The 18,122-nt window shown below is 41.5% G+C and carries 27 protein-coding genes; 9 read left to right on the top strand and 18 right to left on the bottom strand.

From position 1 onward, the window contains the following. Nucleotides 1-15 precede the first annotated feature (15 nt). A complete protein-coding gene (locus B3Q46_RS02135; protein WP_286713135.1) occupies nt 16-1,506 on the bottom strand; it encodes an amidase in 1,491 nt (496 codons plus the stop codon). 49 nt (nt 1,507-1,555) lie between these two features. Beyond that, a complete protein-coding gene (locus B3Q46_RS02130) occupies nt 1,556-2,986 on the bottom strand; it encodes a sensor domain-containing diguanylate cyclase (protein ID WP_286713133.1) in 1,431 nt (476 codons plus the stop codon). 326 nt (nt 2,987-3,312) lie between these two features. On the opposite strand from B3Q46_RS02130, the gene B3Q46_RS02125 reads away from it, so the two are divergent. Further along, entirely contained in the window at nt 3,313-3,759 is a 447-nt protein-coding gene (locus B3Q46_RS02125) for a hypothetical protein (protein ID WP_171065466.1), read from the top strand. A gap of 62 nt (nt 3,760-3,821) precedes the next feature. Here B3Q46_RS02125 and accC read toward each other — a convergent pair whose 3' ends face one another. Genes accC through aroQ form a run of 3 tightly spaced genes read right to left on the bottom strand, consistent with a single transcriptional unit; the run spans nt 3,822 to nt 6,099 of the window. Beyond that, complete coding sequence (gene accC / locus B3Q46_RS02120; protein WP_175967543.1) at nt 3,822-5,192, bottom strand: acetyl-CoA carboxylase biotin carboxylase subunit; 1,371 nt, start codon at nt 5,190-5,192, stop codon at nt 3,822-3,824. A gap of 18 nt (nt 5,193-5,210) precedes the next feature. Next, on the bottom strand, nt 5,211-5,627 hold the full coding sequence (gene accB / locus B3Q46_RS02115; RefSeq protein WP_004785952.1) for an acetyl-CoA carboxylase biotin carboxyl carrier protein: 417 nt from the start codon (nt 5,625-5,627) through the stop codon (nt 5,211-5,213). A 16-nt stretch (nt 5,628-5,643) separates the two neighbouring features. Next, complete coding sequence (aroQ, locus tag B3Q46_RS02110) at nt 5,644-6,099, bottom strand: type II 3-dehydroquinate dehydratase (protein WP_004785950.1); 456 nt, start codon at nt 6,097-6,099, stop codon at nt 5,644-5,646. Between the two features lie 1,033 nt (nt 6,100-7,132). Between aroQ and ybaK the strand changes: the two genes are divergently transcribed. Further along, entirely contained in the window at nt 7,133-7,600 is a 468-nt protein-coding gene (gene ybaK / locus B3Q46_RS02105) for a Cys-tRNA(Pro) deacylase (RefSeq protein ID WP_286713128.1), read from the top strand. 93 nt (nt 7,601-7,693) lie between these two features. On the opposite strand, the gene B3Q46_RS02100 is transcribed toward ybaK, so the two are convergent. The 13 genes from B3Q46_RS02100 to B3Q46_RS02040 form a co-directional block, all read right to left on the bottom strand. Continuing rightward, a complete protein-coding gene (locus tag B3Q46_RS02100) occupies nt 7,694-7,912 on the bottom strand; it encodes a hypothetical protein (RefSeq protein WP_227499332.1) in 219 nt (72 codons plus the stop codon). A 128-nt stretch (nt 7,913-8,040) separates the two neighbouring features. Further along, complete coding sequence (locus B3Q46_RS02095; RefSeq protein ID WP_004646812.1) at nt 8,041-8,196, bottom strand: hypothetical protein; 156 nt, start codon at nt 8,194-8,196, stop codon at nt 8,041-8,043. After that, a complete protein-coding gene (locus B3Q46_RS02090; RefSeq protein ID WP_286713126.1) occupies nt 8,193-8,549 on the bottom strand; it encodes a hypothetical protein in 357 nt (118 codons plus the stop codon). Before B3Q46_RS02090 ends, B3Q46_RS02095 begins: the two co-directional genes overlap by 4 nt. Further along, nucleotides 8,542-8,790 (bottom strand): hypothetical protein, encoded by a 249-nt coding sequence (locus tag B3Q46_RS02085; protein ID WP_286713124.1) that lies wholly within the window; start codon nt 8,788-8,790, stop codon nt 8,542-8,544. The genes B3Q46_RS02090 and B3Q46_RS02085 overlap by 8 nt, the downstream gene beginning before the upstream one ends. After that, nucleotides 8,783-9,292 carry a DNA translocase FtsK gene (locus B3Q46_RS02080; protein ID WP_286713122.1) on the bottom strand — a complete coding sequence of 170 codons (510 nt, stop codon included), beginning with the start codon at nt 9,290-9,292 and terminating at the stop codon, nt 8,783-8,785. Before B3Q46_RS02080 ends, B3Q46_RS02085 begins: the two co-directional genes overlap by 8 nt. A 175-nt stretch (nt 9,293-9,467) precedes the next feature. Further along, nucleotides 9,468-10,370 carry a hypothetical protein gene (locus B3Q46_RS02075; protein ID WP_286713120.1) on the bottom strand — a complete coding sequence of 301 codons (903 nt, stop codon included), beginning with the start codon at nt 10,368-10,370 and terminating at the stop codon, nt 9,468-9,470. A 23-nt stretch (nt 10,371-10,393) separates the two neighbouring features. Then, nucleotides 10,394-10,618, bottom strand: a complete 225-nt coding sequence (locus tag B3Q46_RS02070; protein WP_286713119.1) for a helix-turn-helix domain-containing protein — start codon at nt 10,616-10,618, stop codon at nt 10,394-10,396. A 13-nt stretch (nt 10,619-10,631) separates the two neighbouring features. After that, entirely contained in the window at nt 10,632-10,964 is a 333-nt protein-coding gene (locus tag B3Q46_RS02065; protein WP_286713117.1) for a hypothetical protein, read from the bottom strand. 3 nt (nt 10,965-10,967) lie between these two features. Beyond that, nucleotides 10,968-12,053, bottom strand: a complete 1,086-nt coding sequence (locus B3Q46_RS02060) for an ATP-binding protein (protein WP_286713115.1) — start codon at nt 12,051-12,053, stop codon at nt 10,968-10,970. Nucleotides 12,054-12,080: 27 nt separating this feature from the next. Further along, a complete protein-coding gene (locus tag B3Q46_RS02055; RefSeq protein ID WP_286713113.1) occupies nt 12,081-12,467 on the bottom strand; it encodes a hypothetical protein in 387 nt (128 codons plus the stop codon). Then, complete coding sequence (locus B3Q46_RS02050; RefSeq protein WP_286713111.1) at nt 12,464-12,703, bottom strand: hypothetical protein; 240 nt, start codon at nt 12,701-12,703, stop codon at nt 12,464-12,466. The genes B3Q46_RS02055 and B3Q46_RS02050 overlap by 4 nt, the downstream gene beginning before the upstream one ends. Before the next feature lie 212 nt (nt 12,704-12,915). Beyond that, nucleotides 12,916-13,254, bottom strand: a complete 339-nt coding sequence (locus tag B3Q46_RS02045; RefSeq protein ID WP_286713109.1) for a hypothetical protein — start codon at nt 13,252-13,254, stop codon at nt 12,916-12,918. A gap of 19 nt (nt 13,255-13,273) precedes the next feature. Continuing rightward, on the bottom strand, nt 13,274-13,969 hold the full coding sequence (locus B3Q46_RS02040) for an XRE family transcriptional regulator (RefSeq protein ID WP_286713107.1): 696 nt from the start codon (nt 13,967-13,969) through the stop codon (nt 13,274-13,276). Between the two features lie 135 nt (nt 13,970-14,104). Between B3Q46_RS02040 and B3Q46_RS02035 the strand changes: the two genes are divergently transcribed. From B3Q46_RS02035 to B3Q46_RS02005, 7 genes are read left to right on the top strand one after another with little or no spacing between them, the layout of a single operon-like run. Beyond that, nucleotides 14,105-14,323, top strand: coding sequence for a hypothetical protein (locus tag B3Q46_RS02035; RefSeq protein ID WP_286713105.1), 219 nt, complete (start codon nt 14,105-14,107; stop codon nt 14,321-14,323). A 10-nt stretch (nt 14,324-14,333) separates the two neighbouring features. Next, nucleotides 14,334-14,690 (top strand): transcriptional regulator, encoded by a 357-nt coding sequence (locus B3Q46_RS02030; protein WP_286713103.1) that lies wholly within the window; start codon nt 14,334-14,336, stop codon nt 14,688-14,690. A gap of 58 nt (nt 14,691-14,748) precedes the next feature. Next, on the top strand, nt 14,749-15,522 hold the full coding sequence (locus B3Q46_RS02025) for a phage antirepressor KilAC domain-containing protein (protein ID WP_286713101.1): 774 nt from the start codon (nt 14,749-14,751) through the stop codon (nt 15,520-15,522). Then, on the top strand, nt 15,519-16,466 hold the full coding sequence (locus B3Q46_RS02020) for a helix-turn-helix domain-containing protein (RefSeq protein ID WP_286713099.1): 948 nt from the start codon (nt 15,519-15,521) through the stop codon (nt 16,464-16,466). The genes B3Q46_RS02025 and B3Q46_RS02020 overlap by 4 nt, the downstream gene beginning before the upstream one ends. Before the next feature lie 59 nt (nt 16,467-16,525). Next, a complete protein-coding gene (locus tag B3Q46_RS02015; RefSeq protein ID WP_286713097.1) occupies nt 16,526-17,005 on the top strand; it encodes a hypothetical protein in 480 nt (159 codons plus the stop codon). After that, nucleotides 16,995-17,441, top strand: coding sequence for a DUF7694 domain-containing protein (locus tag B3Q46_RS16465; RefSeq protein ID WP_422652815.1), 447 nt, complete (start codon nt 16,995-16,997; stop codon nt 17,439-17,441). Before B3Q46_RS02015 ends, B3Q46_RS16465 begins: the two co-directional genes overlap by 11 nt. After that, on the top strand, nt 17,438-18,121 hold the full coding sequence (locus tag B3Q46_RS02005; RefSeq protein WP_004646834.1) for a hypothetical protein: 684 nt from the start codon (nt 17,438-17,440) through the stop codon (nt 18,119-18,121). The genes B3Q46_RS16465 and B3Q46_RS02005 overlap by 4 nt, the downstream gene beginning before the upstream one ends. Nucleotide 18,122: the final 1 nt, after the last annotated feature.

Below are 18,122 nucleotides of genomic sequence, written 5' to 3'. Positions count from 1 at the left end.
GATACGATTGAATGATTAAATGCGGATTTTGGAATATTGATTAAACCAGGGCTGAGCCTGTTCTAATTGAGCGGCCAGTTGTAACAGCAAATCTTCACGGGCAAATGGTGCAATAAACTGTGAGCCCAAAGGCAGGTTATCTTCATTCCAGTATAGCGGTACAGACATTGCAGGAAGGCCGGTAATATTGGCTAACTGGGTGAATGGCACCCATTTTAGGTTTTCTTTCACAATCTGGTCGACCAGCTTCCCTTGTGCCAATAAATGTGCCTTATTCATTTTTAATAAAGCTTTAAGAATCGGCTTCTGCCAGTTTGGTGTCTTGACTTCGCCATTTTTGGGTGCAACAGTGGCCGTGGCTGGTGTCAGGTAGAGATCATAATCATCAAAGAAATGATTCATCTGGGTCACATATTGTCCCCAGTTGGTCAGATTTTGGATATATTCAATTGCCGTCGTTTTGGCACCAAAAGCAGCTAGCGCCAGAGAATCCAGTTCAAAATCGCCTGATCTGGATGGATAGCCTTTCTGGATTTCGTCCAGCATATAAGAAAACTGGCTAAACCACGTCGTAATAAAATCTTTAGCCAGTTGCATGCCATCAATCTGCGGTTGATCCTCAACGACTTCATGACCTAAAGATTCCAGTAAACGGGCAGTTTGTTCTACCGCTTTAATAGCATCTTGAGAAACAGGCGTATCAATGCTGGAACGCGTATTAAATGCGATTTTTAATTTTTTTGGTGGTTGCTGAATCACTTCCAGATAATGTGTATGCGGACGTTGAATCGTAAACAGTGAACTGCGATCTTCACCATGGGTGGCATCCAGCATTGCCGCACTATCCCGAACAGTTTTGGTGAGTACATGTTGAATGGCAGCACCGTGCATTGCCTCACTCATTTGCGGTCCCCACGGCGTACGTCCACGGCTTGGTTTTAAACCAAACAGACCACAGTAGGAAGCCGGAATACGAATTGAGCCACCACCATCGCCTGCACCGGCAATTGGCACAATGCCGGCTGCCACAGCAGAAGCAGAACCGCCTGACGAGCCACCGCTGTTATGTCTTAAATTCCACGGGTTTTTACAGCTTCCCCAAGCATCTGGCTCTGTAATGCCTTTAATTCCGAATTCAGGGGTGTTGGTACGGCCAAAGGTCACAATACCTGCCTGTTCCCAACGATTAACAATCTCGGCATTGGTTTCAGCGATATACCCGATACGCTTTAAACCCTGACATCCATAAGACGTCGGATAACCTGCATATTCCTGAAACAGGTCTTTGACCAGAAATGGAACTCCAGCAAAGGGGCCAGACAGTTTTTGCTGGGTACGCTGCAAGGCATGCTCATGCATGGGAATAATAATGGCATTGATTTCAGGATTAATATTTGCACTGCGTTCTAAAGCAACTGATAAAAGTTCACTTGAATTTACCTGTCTATTTTTAACCAGTTCAGCCAGTCCTAATCCATCGTATTGTAAGTATTCTTCAAATTTCATCTGCATTCCCTAGCGTTGATATTGTTATAAGGTTGTAGAGGGTTTCAGTTCAGGATGCAAGCACCACCTGATTACGTCCCAAGTGTTTGGCCTGATATAAGGCCTGATCTGCGGTATTGATCAGTTGCTGTAAATCCTGAGAAAGCGGGGCATGTTGATGCGTAATCCCGAGACTCACAGTAATCGATAAAGGTGATCCATCAGGTTGATACATCGGCGTTTTAGCTACCAGTTCACGAATACGTTCGGCAATAAACTGAGCTTTAGAAGGTTTAGTATCCCAAAGTAAAATCACAAATTCCTCACCACCAATACGCGCAAACAGATCTTGGGCACGTAAATTGGAACGGATGATTTCAGCAAAATGTTGCAGTACTTTATCGCCCACATGATGACCAAAATGATCATTTAAACGTTTGAAATGGTCGATATCCAGAATAATCAGGGAAAACTGCACACTCTTGGAATGTTGCAGTAAATATTCACCTTTCTGGAAGAAAAAATGCCGGTTCATGGTCCGCGTCAGACTGTCGTGATTGGCCAAATACAATACCCGTTTAAACAGGTCATTGCGGTTCTGGCTGATGATACACAGGATCAGCGGCGATAATGCCAGCATAAACAGTCCGATCCTTAATGAGATATAAATAGTCGAGTCTGCCAGCGTATCATGTGTGGTGGCGTAGAACTGGGTCAGGCTGTAATACATCAGAATGATTACAAAGGCATTAATAATTGCAATCGTAAAGATGCGATAGGTCAGAGCTGCCCAGATTAAAGCTGCTAAAGGATAAAGCAGGGCACCTGGACCGACAAAAATATTACTCAGGATAATACACAGGATTACCGTACCTGCTGGCAGCAGATAACTAAAAGAATTCTGCTTCTTTCTGCGGTTTTTAAATAAATACTTGAGATCTTTGGTTCTAGGAAAGGCCAGAAAAAGCGGCAGGACAATAATGTAATTTACCATTTCGCCTGTCCACCACAGCCCAAAATCAATCCATAAATTTTCCTTGGTCATAAAGGAATGAGGAAGATTGGGTAAGGTAGCCACGGCAAAAGCTGCACTGGCCAGGCATCCTGCGAATGCGCAGATGCCAAACATATGCACGAAAGTGAAACCAGTATTGTAGTACTTATAATTGATCTGGAAATATCGGATAAAAAATAGCGATACAATCGTACTAATCAGGTTAGCAAGTGTTAGAAACAGGCTTTGTAATAGATTATTACCTGTCGCCAGATCAGCAAACATAAATGCACAGAAAGCACCTAGCCACCCGCCCATATTGTTTAAATGCGGGAAGCGTAAGAACATGGCCAGCAAGGCAGCGTTAGCAGGCCAGAGTATGGCTAAGTAATCCTGTGTTCTGGTCATAATACCAATCAAACAAGTCACTAAAATAATGAAAAGAATGACCAAGTAGGCATATGTTTCAGGATTCAAGTTCTGGTCTGTGATTCGAGGTATTCGCAAATCTAAGTCCTGTATCTAATTTTTATTTGTGAAATATCACTTTGTTTGGGAAATGCTTTTTACCCAAAAGTACAACTTTAGTCTTGGAATAATCTGTTTTTTACTTACGTTATCAATATACGTTTGTATACGAAATATATACAAAAAAATTAAAAAAGGAAATCCATGTTTTTAAACTATAATGATAAAAATTTGTTTTATTTCGGTATTTAAACTGATGCAGAGCAGAATATGATCCCGAAAAATATGATAAGTTAAAATTAATTATTAGGATTGAAACGAAGCCTGTGAATATGAAAAAAACCTGTCTTAGCCTTGTCTTGCTCATGAGCTCATCTTGGCTAATGGCAACAGAAAATAATAATCAAGCTGCAAATAGTATTGCGAAACCTATCGAAGTTCCGAATACCTTTACCATTAATACCCGTCCTGAAATTGTCGGGCTATGGGGAATGGAAATTCCAGATAATAAGAAATGTGTTGAATACTATAATTTTAAAGGTAATAACAACGTAGTGATTAAAAGCGGTTCAGAATGGACCACAGGACTGTATGACTATCAGCCTTCACAAGATCCGGCTGCACAGATTCCAGCGCTGATTATGCAGGTTAAATACGACAATAATGAAAAAGACTGTTCTGGCAATCAGGTAGATCAGTCAGGCGAGATTTCGCAGTATTTTGTGAAGTGGCAGAATTCCAATACCATTAATTTCTGTGCCAATGAAAAAGCAGAACAATGTTTTGCTGTGCTTCGACGCATTTTGCCTTGATTGAAGACTTGATATAAAAAAACCGCTGACTTCAGCGGTTTTTTATTAGATCAATTACTGGATTAAGCTTTTTCTTTGTCTTCAGCACCTTCAAGCTGCTTTAACAAATGTTTTTCCAGATAGTGAATATCCATTGCCTGTTCACAGAAATTTTCATCCTGAAGAATCAGATCTTTGTGTAATGGAATATTGGTTTTCACACCTGTCAGAATCATTTCATCCAAGGCCTGCTTCATGCGTGCTATTGCAGTTTTACGGTCTTTACCATGGGCAATTAGCTTGGCAATCATAGAATCATAATATGGCGGGATGCTGTAACCTGGATAGATATGAGAGTCTAAACGGATACCTGCACCGCCTGGCGCATAGAAGGTCTCGATTTTGCCAGGAGATGGCATAAAGTTCGATGGATCTTCTGCGTTGATACGGCATTCGATCGCATGACCTTGAACACGTACATCTTCTTGCTGGATATCCAGACCTAAGCCAGCCGCAATACGTAACTGCTGTTCAATAATGTCGATACCTGTCACCATTTCAGTCACAGGGTGTTCTACCTGAACACGGGTGTTCATTTCAATAAAGAAGAATTCACCTTCTTCAAACAGGAACTCGAATGTACCGGCGCCACGATATTGCATCAATTTACAAGCATTGACACAGGCTTCAAGAATGTCAGCACGAGCCTGTTCTGGCAGGTTAGGCGCTGGCGCTTCTTCAAGTACTTTCTGGTGACGACGCTGTAAAGAACAGTCACGGTCATACAGGTGGATCGCATGACCATTACCATCACCTAGAACCTGAACTTCCACGTGACGCGGTTTTTGCAGGAAACGTTCCATATAAACCGTATCATCACCAAACCACATTTCTGCATCACGCTGCGCGGCTTGTACTGATTCAAGCAGGGTATCTACACGTTCTACGATACGCATACCACGACCACCACCACCGGAAGCCGCTTTCACGATGAGCGGGAAACCAATTTCTTTGGCTTCAGCAAGCGCATTGTGAATCGTCACGGCATGATCGCAGCCCGGTACGGTTGGTACACCCGCTTTTTTCATGGCAATAATCGCAGAAACCTTGTTCCCCATCAGGCGAATATGTTCTGGACGTGGACCAATAAAGATAAAACCAGAACTTTCTACAATTTCGGCAAATTCAGCATTTTCAGATAAAAAACCATAACCAGGGTGGATGGCATCTGCGCTGGTGATTTCAGCGGCTGTAATTAAGGCTGGAATATTCAGGTAACTGTCGCTACTCGCGCCAGGACCAATACACACGGCTTCATCACAGAAGCGTAAGTGCATCAGGTCTTTGTCAGCATCTGAATAGACACCGACGGTTTTAATTCCTAAAGTTTTGCAAGCTCGGGCGATGCGCAGGGCAATCTCACCTCGGTTTGCAATTAAAACTTTTTGCAACATTATGAATCCCCGAAGTGATTAGGCGCGGTAACGGAAAAGTGGCTGACCAAACTGAATCACTTCACCATTTTTCACCAGAATTTCTTCAATCACGCCGCTTTGAGTTGCTTCAATCGGGTTCATGATTTTCATTGCTTCAATGATACCCAGTGTTTCGCCAGCAGAAACAGTTTGGCCAATTTTTACAAAAGGTGCTTCGCCTGGGCTTGGAGCCGCATAGAACACGCCAACCATTGGAGATTTTTCAACTGCACCACGAGGAGATTTAGCTGCAGGGACGTCAGCTGCAGGTGCAGGCATTGCAGGAACAGCTGCTGCAACTACTGGATTACGACGAGTCAGAGCGATCGACTGATCACCTTCCTTAACTTCAATCGCCTGTAAGTCAGATTCAATCATCAAATCGATGAGCTTCTTGATTTTACGGATATCCATGAGACAGTATTCCTAATTAAGATTGTTTAGAAGATTGTATTTTTTCAATGACATAGTCGAGTGCGGCAGCATAGCCTTTTGCACCTAGACCACAGATCACGCCAATAGCTTTATCGGATAGATATGAATGATGTCGGAATGCCTCACGTGCATGGACGTTAGACAGGTGGACTTCAATAAACGGGATTGCCACGCCAAGAAGTGCATCACGAACTGCAACTGAGGTATGTGTCAGGGCAGCAGGATTAATAATGATATATTGCACGCCGTCTTGTTGGGCTTGATGAATTCGGTCAACAATTGCGCCTTCCCAGTTGCTCTGGAAAGTGTCAAGTTGTAAAGTAGCTTTTTCAGCCTGAGCAGTGAGCTGCTGATTAATATCTTCTAGAGTTAAATAACCATAAACTTCGGGTTCGCGCTTTCCTAGCAAATTTAAATTCGGTCCATGAATAACCAAAATGGTCGAAGTCATCTATGGTGCTCCAGTTAAAAAGTTTCAGGATAGGTTTGCAAGATGTCTACAAACTTCGCCTATTATGGCATGAATTCCTACATTATTTTTATAATTTCTTTGAATTGACATAGAAAAGCATGTACCACGCAGTGGCCATATAATGAAAACTTTGCAAGCATTTAGCAATGTTCAAAACTACCAAATCTTCGTCTTTTACATCATTTTTATATTTTAGATGAATTGGCTGAATTGTTACATTTATGCTGTGTAAGTTAGACCTCAATGTTTATTCATAATTCTTTTAAATTGAGTGTTTATTCGGCAATGGCTTGTCAAAAATAAAAATTATTACTCGAAGTCTCTGCTCATATCAAAAATTGTGGTGATCGGTAAAAGACCGGATTTTCATTAGATTTTTGAATGAATCAGAATTTTATTCTATTCATTATTCTGTAAACTAAAATATCAAACTTAGAATAAAAATCAAAAAGTTATTTGATAAATGGTATGAAGTGAAGTTTAGTATTAAATGGGTTTTATGTCGCTAGTAAAGCAAGTCACACATTATTTTTCTGCAAAAAGAGATAGGCTCATTGCTACTGAACATTGGCTAAATGATACTGGCCGTAAAAGTAAAATTAAAAACTTATGATTCTTCATTAATCTTTTACTGGCCTCATCTAATATTGACGAATGTGCTCAATTTTCTAAAGCTTACCTTTATTTGTAATTCTTTATGTTCGCTCAATAACATTGGCAAAATGGCACTTCATGTATAGGCGTTGTTATTCATCTGAATGTTGCCTATGTTTTTAAATGATGAATTTTTAAGCTTAAGAACAAGATGGTATGCGGAATTACAATGATAAATGGGATAGTTAAGTTCAGTTAAAGTGCAATATGAATAGATATTCTGGATTAAAAGCTAATGGTATCTGATTGTATTTTGAACACATATTGATTATATAAGCTATTCAGAATCACAGAATAAAACCCAAGCAGACTTGATAAGCTATAATGAAGATCCCGTCAAAATACTATCGAAGCTGTTATGACACCTGCATGCAAATTATTAAAATCTCAAAAAATTGAATATAGCATTCACGAATATGAACATGATGCCAATGCCAAAAGCTTTGGTTTGGAAGCAGCAGAAAAGTTAGGGTTGGCAGTAGAAGAAGTATTTAAAACCTTATTGGTCACAGATGAGAAGCAATATTTTGTGGCAGTATTACCTGTTCATCATCAGCTTAATCTTAAAAAAGTAGCTGCTGCATTCGGTTGTAAAAAATTGCAGATGGCAGATCCTAAACAGGCAGAACGATTAACCGGATATCTGGTGGGTGGAATCAGCCCAGTGGGACAAAAGAAACGTTTAAAAACAGTAATTTGTAGTAGTGCGACCCAGCTGAAAAAGATGTATGTAAGCGGTGGTAAAAGGGGGCTGGATATCGGGTTAAATCCGCAAGATTTAGCACTGATTTTGGGTGCAAAATTTGCCGATATTGTAGATGAATAATTAGATTTTAAAACTTGAAATTTGGCGCTTGTTTTTAAGTGTTACTCACAATGATACTCACAAAATGAAACGCCTGAAAAAGATAAAGCCGCTCTAGGCGACTTTATCTTTTAACTCTATATCAAGAATGACAGATTGAACATAGGAACTTAGCCAAAAACTCTTTCTTCCATCCTTATGTGGTTTCATGTAGCGACCGTCTCGAATTCTGGAATCCAGTGTCTCAGGTTCGATATTGAGCAATTTAGCAAACTCGATCCGGCCGATGCGACGCTCACTGCTTGCCTTAAGTGCTTTTCTAAGCTCCTGCATCTCGCTATGTATTGCCTGGAGCAACTCATACTCAGTATTAGCTTTCATAACACCTCACTTGAATCCACAAATTGAACAAAACACGTCACAATGAACCGTGAACTTTTTACAGATGAAACAGTATTCAGTCACTGTTGTCCTCCTTGAGTCTTTAGATATTCCGCTTTAGCAGCTGCCCAATGATCCGCATCATATGGATTTAAACCTTTTTTCTCACACCAGGTGGTACACCACAGAAATTGGGCATCATCGTATGGTGTAGGTTGAACAATTTGAATGCTCACTCAGTCACCTCAATACTTTTAAATAACGACTTCATCAGATCGTAAGTTTTAGGGGCAAAACGCTGTTTAACTTCTTCATTCAATAGAGTCTCAATTTCATCCCAGTGATCAACCAGAACAGCCCAATGTTTAGAGACTGTTTTCATTTGGCCAAGACGTTCACGAAATTCCGGTACTGCATTAAGTAATCCTACGCAGCGCTCAAAGTCGGCCGGATCATGTGGGTGGAAATTGGTTTCCCATGCTTTACCAGCTACTGGACCACCATTAAGCAGTGTTGCCATCAGACACTTACTCGACATGCCGGTATTTGCATTAAGTAGCCAGTGCATAGATTTTTGAACTTCAGTCATTATTTAATTCCTTGTACTGAGTAATGATGTCCACACCGCAAAAAGGGCAGTAATTTAAAGCAACACGATTCTTTTTGAATCGACCCGCCACTATTTCAAGTCGAGATGAATTAACTTTCCGCATACTCATGATCTGACCCTGAATATCACCATATTGATTGCGAGTTACTTCACTGAGAAATTCGCACATTTCAATCCAGTTGCCAGTATTTACACACTGTTCTTTTTTAGCTTCAGTCATTGGCTGGCTCCTGTGCTTCGATCATTACAATCTGAGTTTCAAACTCATTGCGCTCATCATTAAGATCACGAAAATAATCACCTAATGCTGTCACGCCAAACATACCGCGATAATCCCCAGTGGCCGTATAACGTGCATCCTTACTGTCAAGAAAACCAACACACTCATCCTTGTTTTCATTCCAGACAAGATGTAATTTCACTGTCTTTTCCGGCACCGCTTTGGCTGCTTGTAACTCCTTCCATAACTCATGTGTTTCTTCGGGGTAAACATCACGACGGCCAGACGCAGACATTGGACTAACAATAAACTCATCCTGCATACGATCTATAGCTGATGCAGCACGTCCATAACCCCAATAAAGTTTTCGCTGAAGGTTTGAAACACTACCGCTTAAGCACTTTCTAACCACCGCAACCGCTTTTTGGTAATCTTCTTCTGAAATATCCATCACGCCACCTGTTTTAATTTTTGATACCGAGCACGGGAATAAGCACGGCATGCTGATATACATTGAGGGCAACGGCAGCCAGTGTTATACATGCTCATCGTGCCGTGTTTACGTTGTCTTTTTTCTACCAGTCCGCATACATACAACTTTTTCCAGTTGGTGTTCGCTGCGCGACATTCATCGCAGCGACACGCATGGTTTGTATATGCAGAGATTGTCCCGTGCTTCAACGAACCACCTCCATTTTGAGTTCAACCACATATGGATCTGGCAGTGGAGTGAGGAAGGTGACATTGTCCATTTTGAAGACATGCTTCAATACTTCTTCCAGCTGGCTTTCGGTAAGCTTTACAGTTTTGGTTTCAACAACACGATGCTCGATCCAGTTGTCGAATGGAGAAACAGCGGTCTTTGCTGGATCAGAAGTCTTTTCCATTCGTGGTTCTGCACGATTACGCTGAATATCCTGGATATAAAAATAATGCTTATTATCTGCTTTGCCTTTTGACTTTAAGCAGCCTTGATTCTCAAGGGCATAACAAGCGTTATCAGCTTGGCGTTTAGTGATTGCAAGCGAGTCAGCAACCTTAAAAGTAGTCACACCATCGGATGAAAAAAAGCATTGGTTTTTAATAAACTCAAGAATTCGAACCTTTATGGGTTTACTTGTGTCATCTTTAGCTTTAGCTGGCTGTTGTTCTATCTTGAACGGTGTTCCTGGAATGATGTCGAGTAGATTGGTGGGTGTGATTTTGGCATCAAAGCCTTCTACGCCAACGACCTGAGGTGCCGGACGAGTAGGGACATCATTCTTAACCGGGTTTTTAGCTACTTCTACGACCTTACCTGTATTTGCACTCACCACCAACGGAGTTTCTTTTTCAACTACTGGCTCAGCATGTGATTGATCGGCTTTCAGAGTGGTGTGATAGACACCTAACTCATCCAGGTGAATTTTTTCGTCTTGCAACAACACAGCAAGGCAGTTCTTGACCGTTTTCAGCGACATCTTAGAATTGTTCGCAATTTGCGCAGCTGATAAACCAAACGGATCATTGGTCAGTGTGTCGAGCACTTTGCCAAGGTTTTTATCCATTTTTAAGCTGTTAAGATCTTTAATATTTGTCATGAGCAAAGTCCCGAATAGTCAAATTAGTGCATCATGCCGTGATGTTTTAATTTTTTACGCAGTGTTCCCCGGTTCAAACCCAGAGTTTCCGCTGTAAGCGTTTGATTCCCCCGGCACTGAACAAGAGCCAATGACAGTAAATGAGCTTCAACCTGCTCAACCACAGCTCGAAATGCATCCCCCTTGCTAATTTCAACGATGTGCTCAAGTTCTTCCTTGCTGATCGTCAATAAATTTTTCTCAACCATGCTGTATTTCCCCTTAAGACGTTTGAATGACGCGAATCTGTGAATTCAATTTTTTGATAAAGGCCGAGCCTTGTTTGAAATAAACTTTAAAAAATACCTGGTAACGCTTTTTCCCTTCCGCATTGAGGTGCTCTGAAGAAGTGATCGTGACTTGGCCACGAGTAGGGTGTACCAGAGTCACCATATTTTTCTTTTTACAGACGTTTAAAATGCGGTACTGATCATTGAGTAAGAATGCAAAGAATGCCTTTCTCATGGTCAGGTCAATCGACCCCACCGGCTTGGTGGGATCTGGTAAATGGTTCAGGTAGGTCATACCTTTTTGTTCAATTTTTGCGTCTTGCATTGTTTAATCTCGGCCTGTGAATTCGTAACCCAGCTGATCCGCACGTGCTTGACACGTTTTCAGGATCGTTGGATAAAACTCAGAATTTCGGAAGATCTCCAGAGCGCTACTTAAAACACTCATATCTTCAACCTGAGGTATGGTTTTAAGAGCCTGGTTGAAACGAGTTTTCAAATCGTCTTTTTGCGTGTTCTGGGTGCTTTGCTGTTGTGCAGCGGCTTGACTAGACTTCTGGGCAATGATTCCCCGGATACCTTCACAGGTTTCTTCAAATTTTTGTTGCTGAACGTCATGCAGACTGTTCAATCCACGTTTGGCGCAGTACTTCTCAATATCAATGCCTGCCTGTTGCATGAGATATTGAAGTTCTAAAAATTGATTACCGTCGATACATGCATCAGCAGAACCAGAATTCAACCACCGTTTGAGTGCGATACCATCAGCCTCAGTCAGGGGTCTTGGTTCAATGAATAAACGTGTCCGGTCTTTAGTGGCAATTGCCAGGTTTTCATGAGTAAGATCCAGAACTGTGGTGAACTCGTATTCGATACCTTCACGCTGTTCGGCCTTCATGCCCACTTTTTCAACTTTCTTTTTGCCGCCATTGTTGGTTTGCACGGTTTCCATTTTTGAGCGCAAGGTCACAATGATATTGATGCTGGACTGCAACATCGCATCGATAAATTTACGATGACGTGGAGTTACTTCGCTCCAGGCACCCCAGCTGTTACCGCGGAATGTTGTGCTACCCAGCTTATCTACAATTTCCAAACAGCCACCGACACCAGACCATTCATGGGTAATGCTGTCTAGGATTAAAGTATCAAAGCCTGCTGCTTCAGCTGCCTTAATTGCATCAATGAACTTTTCAGGAGTGTAGGGTGGCTGTAGGTTCGCATGCTCAAATGGAACAAGGTCTTCATACAACTCAGCACTGCTATTTTCAGTATCTGCAACAGCAATACGACCACCAATACCTTTGGCCAACATCAAGGCACCATAAGTTTTTCCTGCACCAGTAGGACCAGAAACAGCTAAACGTAGCTTTGCATTTTTACGTTGGGCAGGTTTAAAAAATACGCTTGTCATGATTTTTCCCTCAAAAAATCAAAATACTTAGTGGGTACGATTGCGACGTGACCATGCACGATGCGCATCAGAACCATAAAAACCGGAGTCAATCAGAATCTGATTGGCTTTTACTCGGGCTGCACGTTTATTGCGTTGTTGAGCGTTCACAATGGGCTGGCGTGCTTGATTCAAAGCTTTTACAAGCCAGTCCTTTTGATTTACCAGTTCAACTAGATCTAGGCTGCCGTCGGCTTTTTGTTTATGCACTTCAAAACCGGCAATGTTGCCTTCCTTGTGTGCCTGAACACTGCTTTTACGCTTAAGGACATAAGTCACTGGGCGATCTGTACCTACACGGTAGCGTTCACAGTGGTAGGTCAAGAAATTCGGATCTTCCTGCTGGAAGCTGTCGATGTGTTCTGCAAATTTCATTTCGCTTCTCCAACAGCTCTAGCGATTGCTTCTGCCTGATAAGCAGCTTCTTTGTCTGCTTGATGCACAAACATCAATGCAAGGCCGCCAAATAAAACAATAAGAAGCAAAAGAGCAGAAAGATTGCTAAACCAATGTGGTTTAACGGTTGGTACAGGGTGCTGGTACAAACACTCAGAAGTCATGCTGCTTTGACCAAACTCTGGCAAGTTGCTTTGGATTGGGTTTTGTTTCATACTTATCTCGCTCTTAGAGTAAGCCTGCTAGTTGTCGAGACCGTTGCAGGCTTTTTAATGTCTATAGAAACAATATTAGCATACTAATATTAGCAGTCAATAAGTTTACTAATATTTTCTTATTTTATTTTTTATTCACATTTATTAGACAAAAGAAAACCCACCGCTAGGGTGGGTTGATATGACTAAAAAAGACTGGTTTTAGTTTTACTTTATTTACTTGACCATTTTTCCCAAGCCGTATTGGAAATAAGCCCGTGATTAAGTATTTTTGTGGAAGGACTTTGCTTCATATACTCTAAATTTTTTCGATAATCGCTTGGGGATACGAAGTACTCTACAATTTGCTGATCATCCAAAATATATTCTAAGTAGTAATCTCCATGTCCCTTAATTATTAAATGGGGATGAGTAATTTGCTGAAGTCGATTTCTGACTCGATGAAAATCGCTAGGTTTGTTTCTACGGTCAAACCAGAAAACAAGATAAAAAAACGTAACCGTTAAGCTTATAAGGCCTAAGTTATATAAAAGCTCCTGCATCCCACTCATTATAGACCTCTACTTTAAATTACCACTTTTCAATTCTTGTTATTTGCCAGATCCAACCAATCACTTGGAACTCTTGAGATATTTTTTCTTCTGCATTCAAAACGATTTCAGGGAATTCCGCTGAGTTATCAGATACGATGCGAATACCCCCAAAAGGTAGGTTATACAAGCGTTTAGCAAAATGTAGGCCACCAATACAAATCACAAACATCCGGCCGTCTTTAATTTCTTTTCGACCGATATCTATATGAATGGTATCTCCATCTTGAATCGTTGGTGACATTGAATCACCCATTGCAGTAGCGGCTACCGCATTATCTTTGCTGATCGATAGGCTTCTTAGAGTTGCTTTAGAGATACGAAGTTTGCGTTTTTCATTGGCAATGAAGTTATTTATTGAACCAGAACCACAGGCAAAACTAAAGTCCTCAAAAAATGGAATTTCAACTTCATCATCATCAAGAGGTGTTCTTTCATCCCAAGCTGATACTTGATGAAATTCTTGATCTTTTATAGATGCGGGATATTCACCTGTTTGTAACCAGTATGCATCTACACCCAAGAAGTTAGCTATTGCTGGTAAATGTGAAGAGGAATCTACTCTTCCGGTTTCAAGCTGGCTTAAGGCAGATTGAGTAATACCAATCGCATCAACAACATCCTTTTGAGATTTATTAGCCTTCTTACGAGCCTCTTTTAATCTGTCTTTAAGCATTACGCAACACCTTGCTAACTAGTCAATCTAGCTTATTAGTGCACTAATATTAAATCAAATTAGAATACTTATTGATTCTATATTAGAAAACTAATATATTAATAAAGATACTTATATTTTGATGAGAGAATGCTGATGCAAGCCCAATATCAAGCTTTGGTTGAGCATTTTGGCAGCCAAAAAGCTGCTGCAGATGCTTTACAGGTAAAACAATGCACGATCAGCGGTTATGTAAACGGCAAATGGCAAATGTCTGAGAAAGTTGCCGCCCGCGCTCAAAAAGTAACAGACGGAAAATTCAAAGCTTCTGATTTGTGTTCTTCATTTGAAGAAATCGAAAAGCTATATACCTGAGGAAACCCCTATGAACCAATTATCAGGTGAAATTACACCAAGTGCACGCAATAACGTTTCCCGTGTATTGCAAGCCCTTGCAAGTCACAACAATCAAGCATTGGCCAAGAATCTGGATATTGATCCTAGCACCTTATCTCGTATGAAAAATGATAAGAAAAACAATGGATTGACAGAGATTGAGCAATTCTGCGTTCTGTTGAATGCTATTGGATTAAAAATTGTGCCGATGTCGTACGAAAGTATTGATAAGGATACAGCTGCTTCAATGCTGCACTTATCGAAATGCTATATCAACCGCTTTGAAACAGTAGATGACTTGTTCCATGAGGAAGTGTCTATGAACAAGTCAAATCTTGGATATTAAAAAGCCTGATTTACGAGATCAGGCTTTTTAAGTGTTTCAATCTCTGGAGATTAAAACGATGAATTCAATCACACAAATTCAGCCTAATAATATCACACAGCAAGTCACCATGTCATCACCGGAACTTGTTGAATTTATTAACAATCACCGTAAAGAAGTTGCAACTGTAGAAAAGCCCTATATTGAACTTCGTCATGACCACTTTATGGCAAAAGTACCTAAAGTTTTAGGTGAAAAAGTAGCTCCCAATTTTTTGGGAGATTATCAGGACGGGCGTGGTCGCACATATCCTTGTTATCACTTTCCAAAGCGCGAATCCTGCCTTTTGGCCATGTCATACAGCTATGAATTACAGGCTCGAGTCTTTGACCGCATGACAGCTATGGAAGAAGAGCTGAAAAAACCTAATACATTACTTCCAGACTTCACTGATCCCGCTGCTGCAGCACGTGCCTGGGCCGAACAGTTTGAAGCCAAGCAATTGGCACAACAGCAAATTGCTGAGTTAGCACCTAAGGCTGAAGCACTCGACACCATTGCCGACACCACCAATACCTACTGTCTGCGGGACTGTGCGAAAACCATTGGCATCCGTGAATCCGATCTAATCAAACTTCTGATAGACAAAAAATGGATCTACCGAGATGCGGATCGCAAGCTGCAACCGCATGCTCAATACGTTTTGAACAAGGTATTCACCAATCGTACGTCACCAGTGATCGTGAATCGCATTGATGGGAAAGAACGCGTTTTCTTACATATGCGCGTTACGGCATTCGGCCTGACCCGCATTACTGGGTTGGTCAACAAAAATAGAAAGGTAGCTGCATGAGTCTAGACGCAACCACCTGGGCATGGAAAGTGCGCCAGAAACAAAAGCCTGGCGGAAGTACTAAGCCTCTTAAGCGGTTAGTCCTTCTGTCACTGGCTGACCGAGCAGGTGAAGATCACTGTGCTTATCCGAGTATTGCACGTTTGGTGGAAGACACGGAGATGGATCGTAAGACTGTGCTTAAGATTATTGATGAGCTGATTCAGGATGGATTGATCGAAGATACTGGTGAAAGAAAGGGCAGAACCAAGCAAGTCAAAGTCTATCGTTTGGTCGGTGTAAATGGTCGTGAAACAGTCCCAACAATGGAATCCTTTGACGCTGAAAACGAGGATTTAAAGGGTCCCAATAATGGAACAGTCCCAACAACGGAACAGTTCCAACGTTCCGCGGAAAGAGTCCCAACGTTCCGTGGAAAGAGTCCCAACGTTGGGACACGGAATCTTTCAAAGAATCTATCAATAGAATCTAAAAATAAAAAATCATGGTTTTGTTTTAACAAACTTCGTGAAGAAATATTTTTGACCGATGACAGTATCGATTTTGAACTTATCGTGGATTCAAAATGGATTGAACGTGAAAAACGTGCCTTTGAAAGTTACAACGCTGAAAAACCAATGAGCGATGAGCTGATGATTTATCACTTCGCTGACTGGGTGATCAACGCATTCAAAACCAAATATTCGAGTAAACCGAATTCTGAAAAACCTGCAGGTACGAAATACCAAAGCCAGCACCTTTCTGAAAAACAGATTTTTACATTCGCTGAAAAACTTTCACACCACCCAGAGTTCACAAGCAAGTTCAGTGAACCAGGTGAGACTTACGAAAAACTTGCTGCCCGTATCGCCGTGAAACTCAAAGATCAGGCCCAGGCCAAGAAGTGGGAAGGTTATTTAAAACAGGTTGGATTTAATGGGGATTTGCCTGATATCGCTGCATAACACAGACAGGTTCAGGATCTCTATCAAAAATTAATTAAGCATCTTCGAGGGGAATTGAGATGACTTTACAGCACATAGAAGCACAAAAAGCGGCACGTTATGTAGGGAATTATTCAGAGAAGCAGGCGCAACGTCGTGCACTGGATGAAATGCTAAAGGGGTACAAGGGGAAGATCACTGAATTACCAGGACCAAACTTTAAACCACGTCCTGTTCACCATCACTGTGAAGATCCAAATGAGTTTTGCGGTCTGATCAAACTAAGCCGAATCAAGAACTGGTTCAATGCCGGCACTAAAAACCTGTCACGTCGCAAGATGATTTTAAAGTTTGTGGATATGACTGAAGACCAGGTGCTGTATATCACCCTGCCAGCCAATGAGCAGAGCCTGAGTAACCGTGAGTACCGCAATATTATGAATGCCATGCCACTGGTTGAAGCAGAAGAGCAGCGTTTGTTAGCTGATATGACCAGACCTTTGCTGGATCGTCAGCCTGCTGTTCACCAGTCAGCTTTTGATTTTGGGGATGTGTGGTGAAAGACCTAAACAAGACACTGCTGTTTATTTTTATGTTGATCGGTGCTGCTTTGGTGAGATTAGGGGGTGGGGTGTGAGTTTCCAAGTACCAGAAAAATACAGGATTTTAAAAGGCCCAATGGGTAGTGACGCAAGCTTTGGTAACAATGGCGCATTTTGGATAAAGACCAAGAAGTATGTTTTTACTGCCATAGCTAGTGATCAGATGGGTTGGGAGCACGTAAGCGTTTCACTTCCAGCACGTTGCCCAACATGGGAGGAGATGTGCTTTATCAAGTCGCTATTTTGGGGCGAGGATGATTGTGTAATCCAGTACCATCCACCTAAAAGCGACTATGTGAATAACCATCCGTATTGCTTACACCTGTGGCGACCAACCGAACAGTCATTACCAGTGCCACCAAGTTTTATGGTTGGTAAGGCGGGTGCTGCATGAACCATCGTGAATTGTGCGAAGTGGGAGCTCGATTTTTAAAGCGTCCTGAATCTGCAAATGGTCATGGCTGTCACTTCACTATCGTTGAGGCAGCATGTTATGGGGAAAACCCGGATGTGTTTGGTGTGCGTCATGGTTTAAATCGAAATGGTATGGGGACATTTTTACTTGAAGCGAAGACAAGTCGCTCTGACTTTCTGGTAGATAAAAATAAACCTCATCGCCTTAATCCAGCACAGGGTATGGGTAAATATCGCTATTACATCTGCCCAACCGGATTAATTAAACCTGAAGAACTCCCGGAAAAATGGGGCCTGATCTATGTCAGTCCTAAGGGGATTTGTAAGGTAGTTGCTGGTGTCCTGGCTGTGCCAAGAATTAAGAGACTCAACCCATATAGCAAAAAAAATGAGAGCTGGCCGGACCATCGAAAAATTGAAGAGAATCTTGAATTACTGGCCTTTGAAGAAAGAAATATTCAAAACGAAATGAATCTTCTGACTATGGCATTGGCCAGATTGAAGGATCCAGAGCAGGTTCTTTATATGCAAAGAAATTATTCAAAACTTGAGATGCATAACCAAACCTTAGAACGAAAAGTACGAAGCCTGGAAAGAGAGATCAGCCTTTCAAACGCTTCAAATGTTTTATCAAAATTTCAATCAAGTATTACAGGGTGAT

This window comes from Acinetobacter sp. UBA2581, from assembly GCF_002339435.1.
Lineage (GTDB): Bacteria > Pseudomonadota > Gammaproteobacteria > Pseudomonadales > Moraxellaceae > Acinetobacter > Acinetobacter variabilis.
This window is presented reverse-complemented; position numbering and strand designations above follow the sequence as displayed.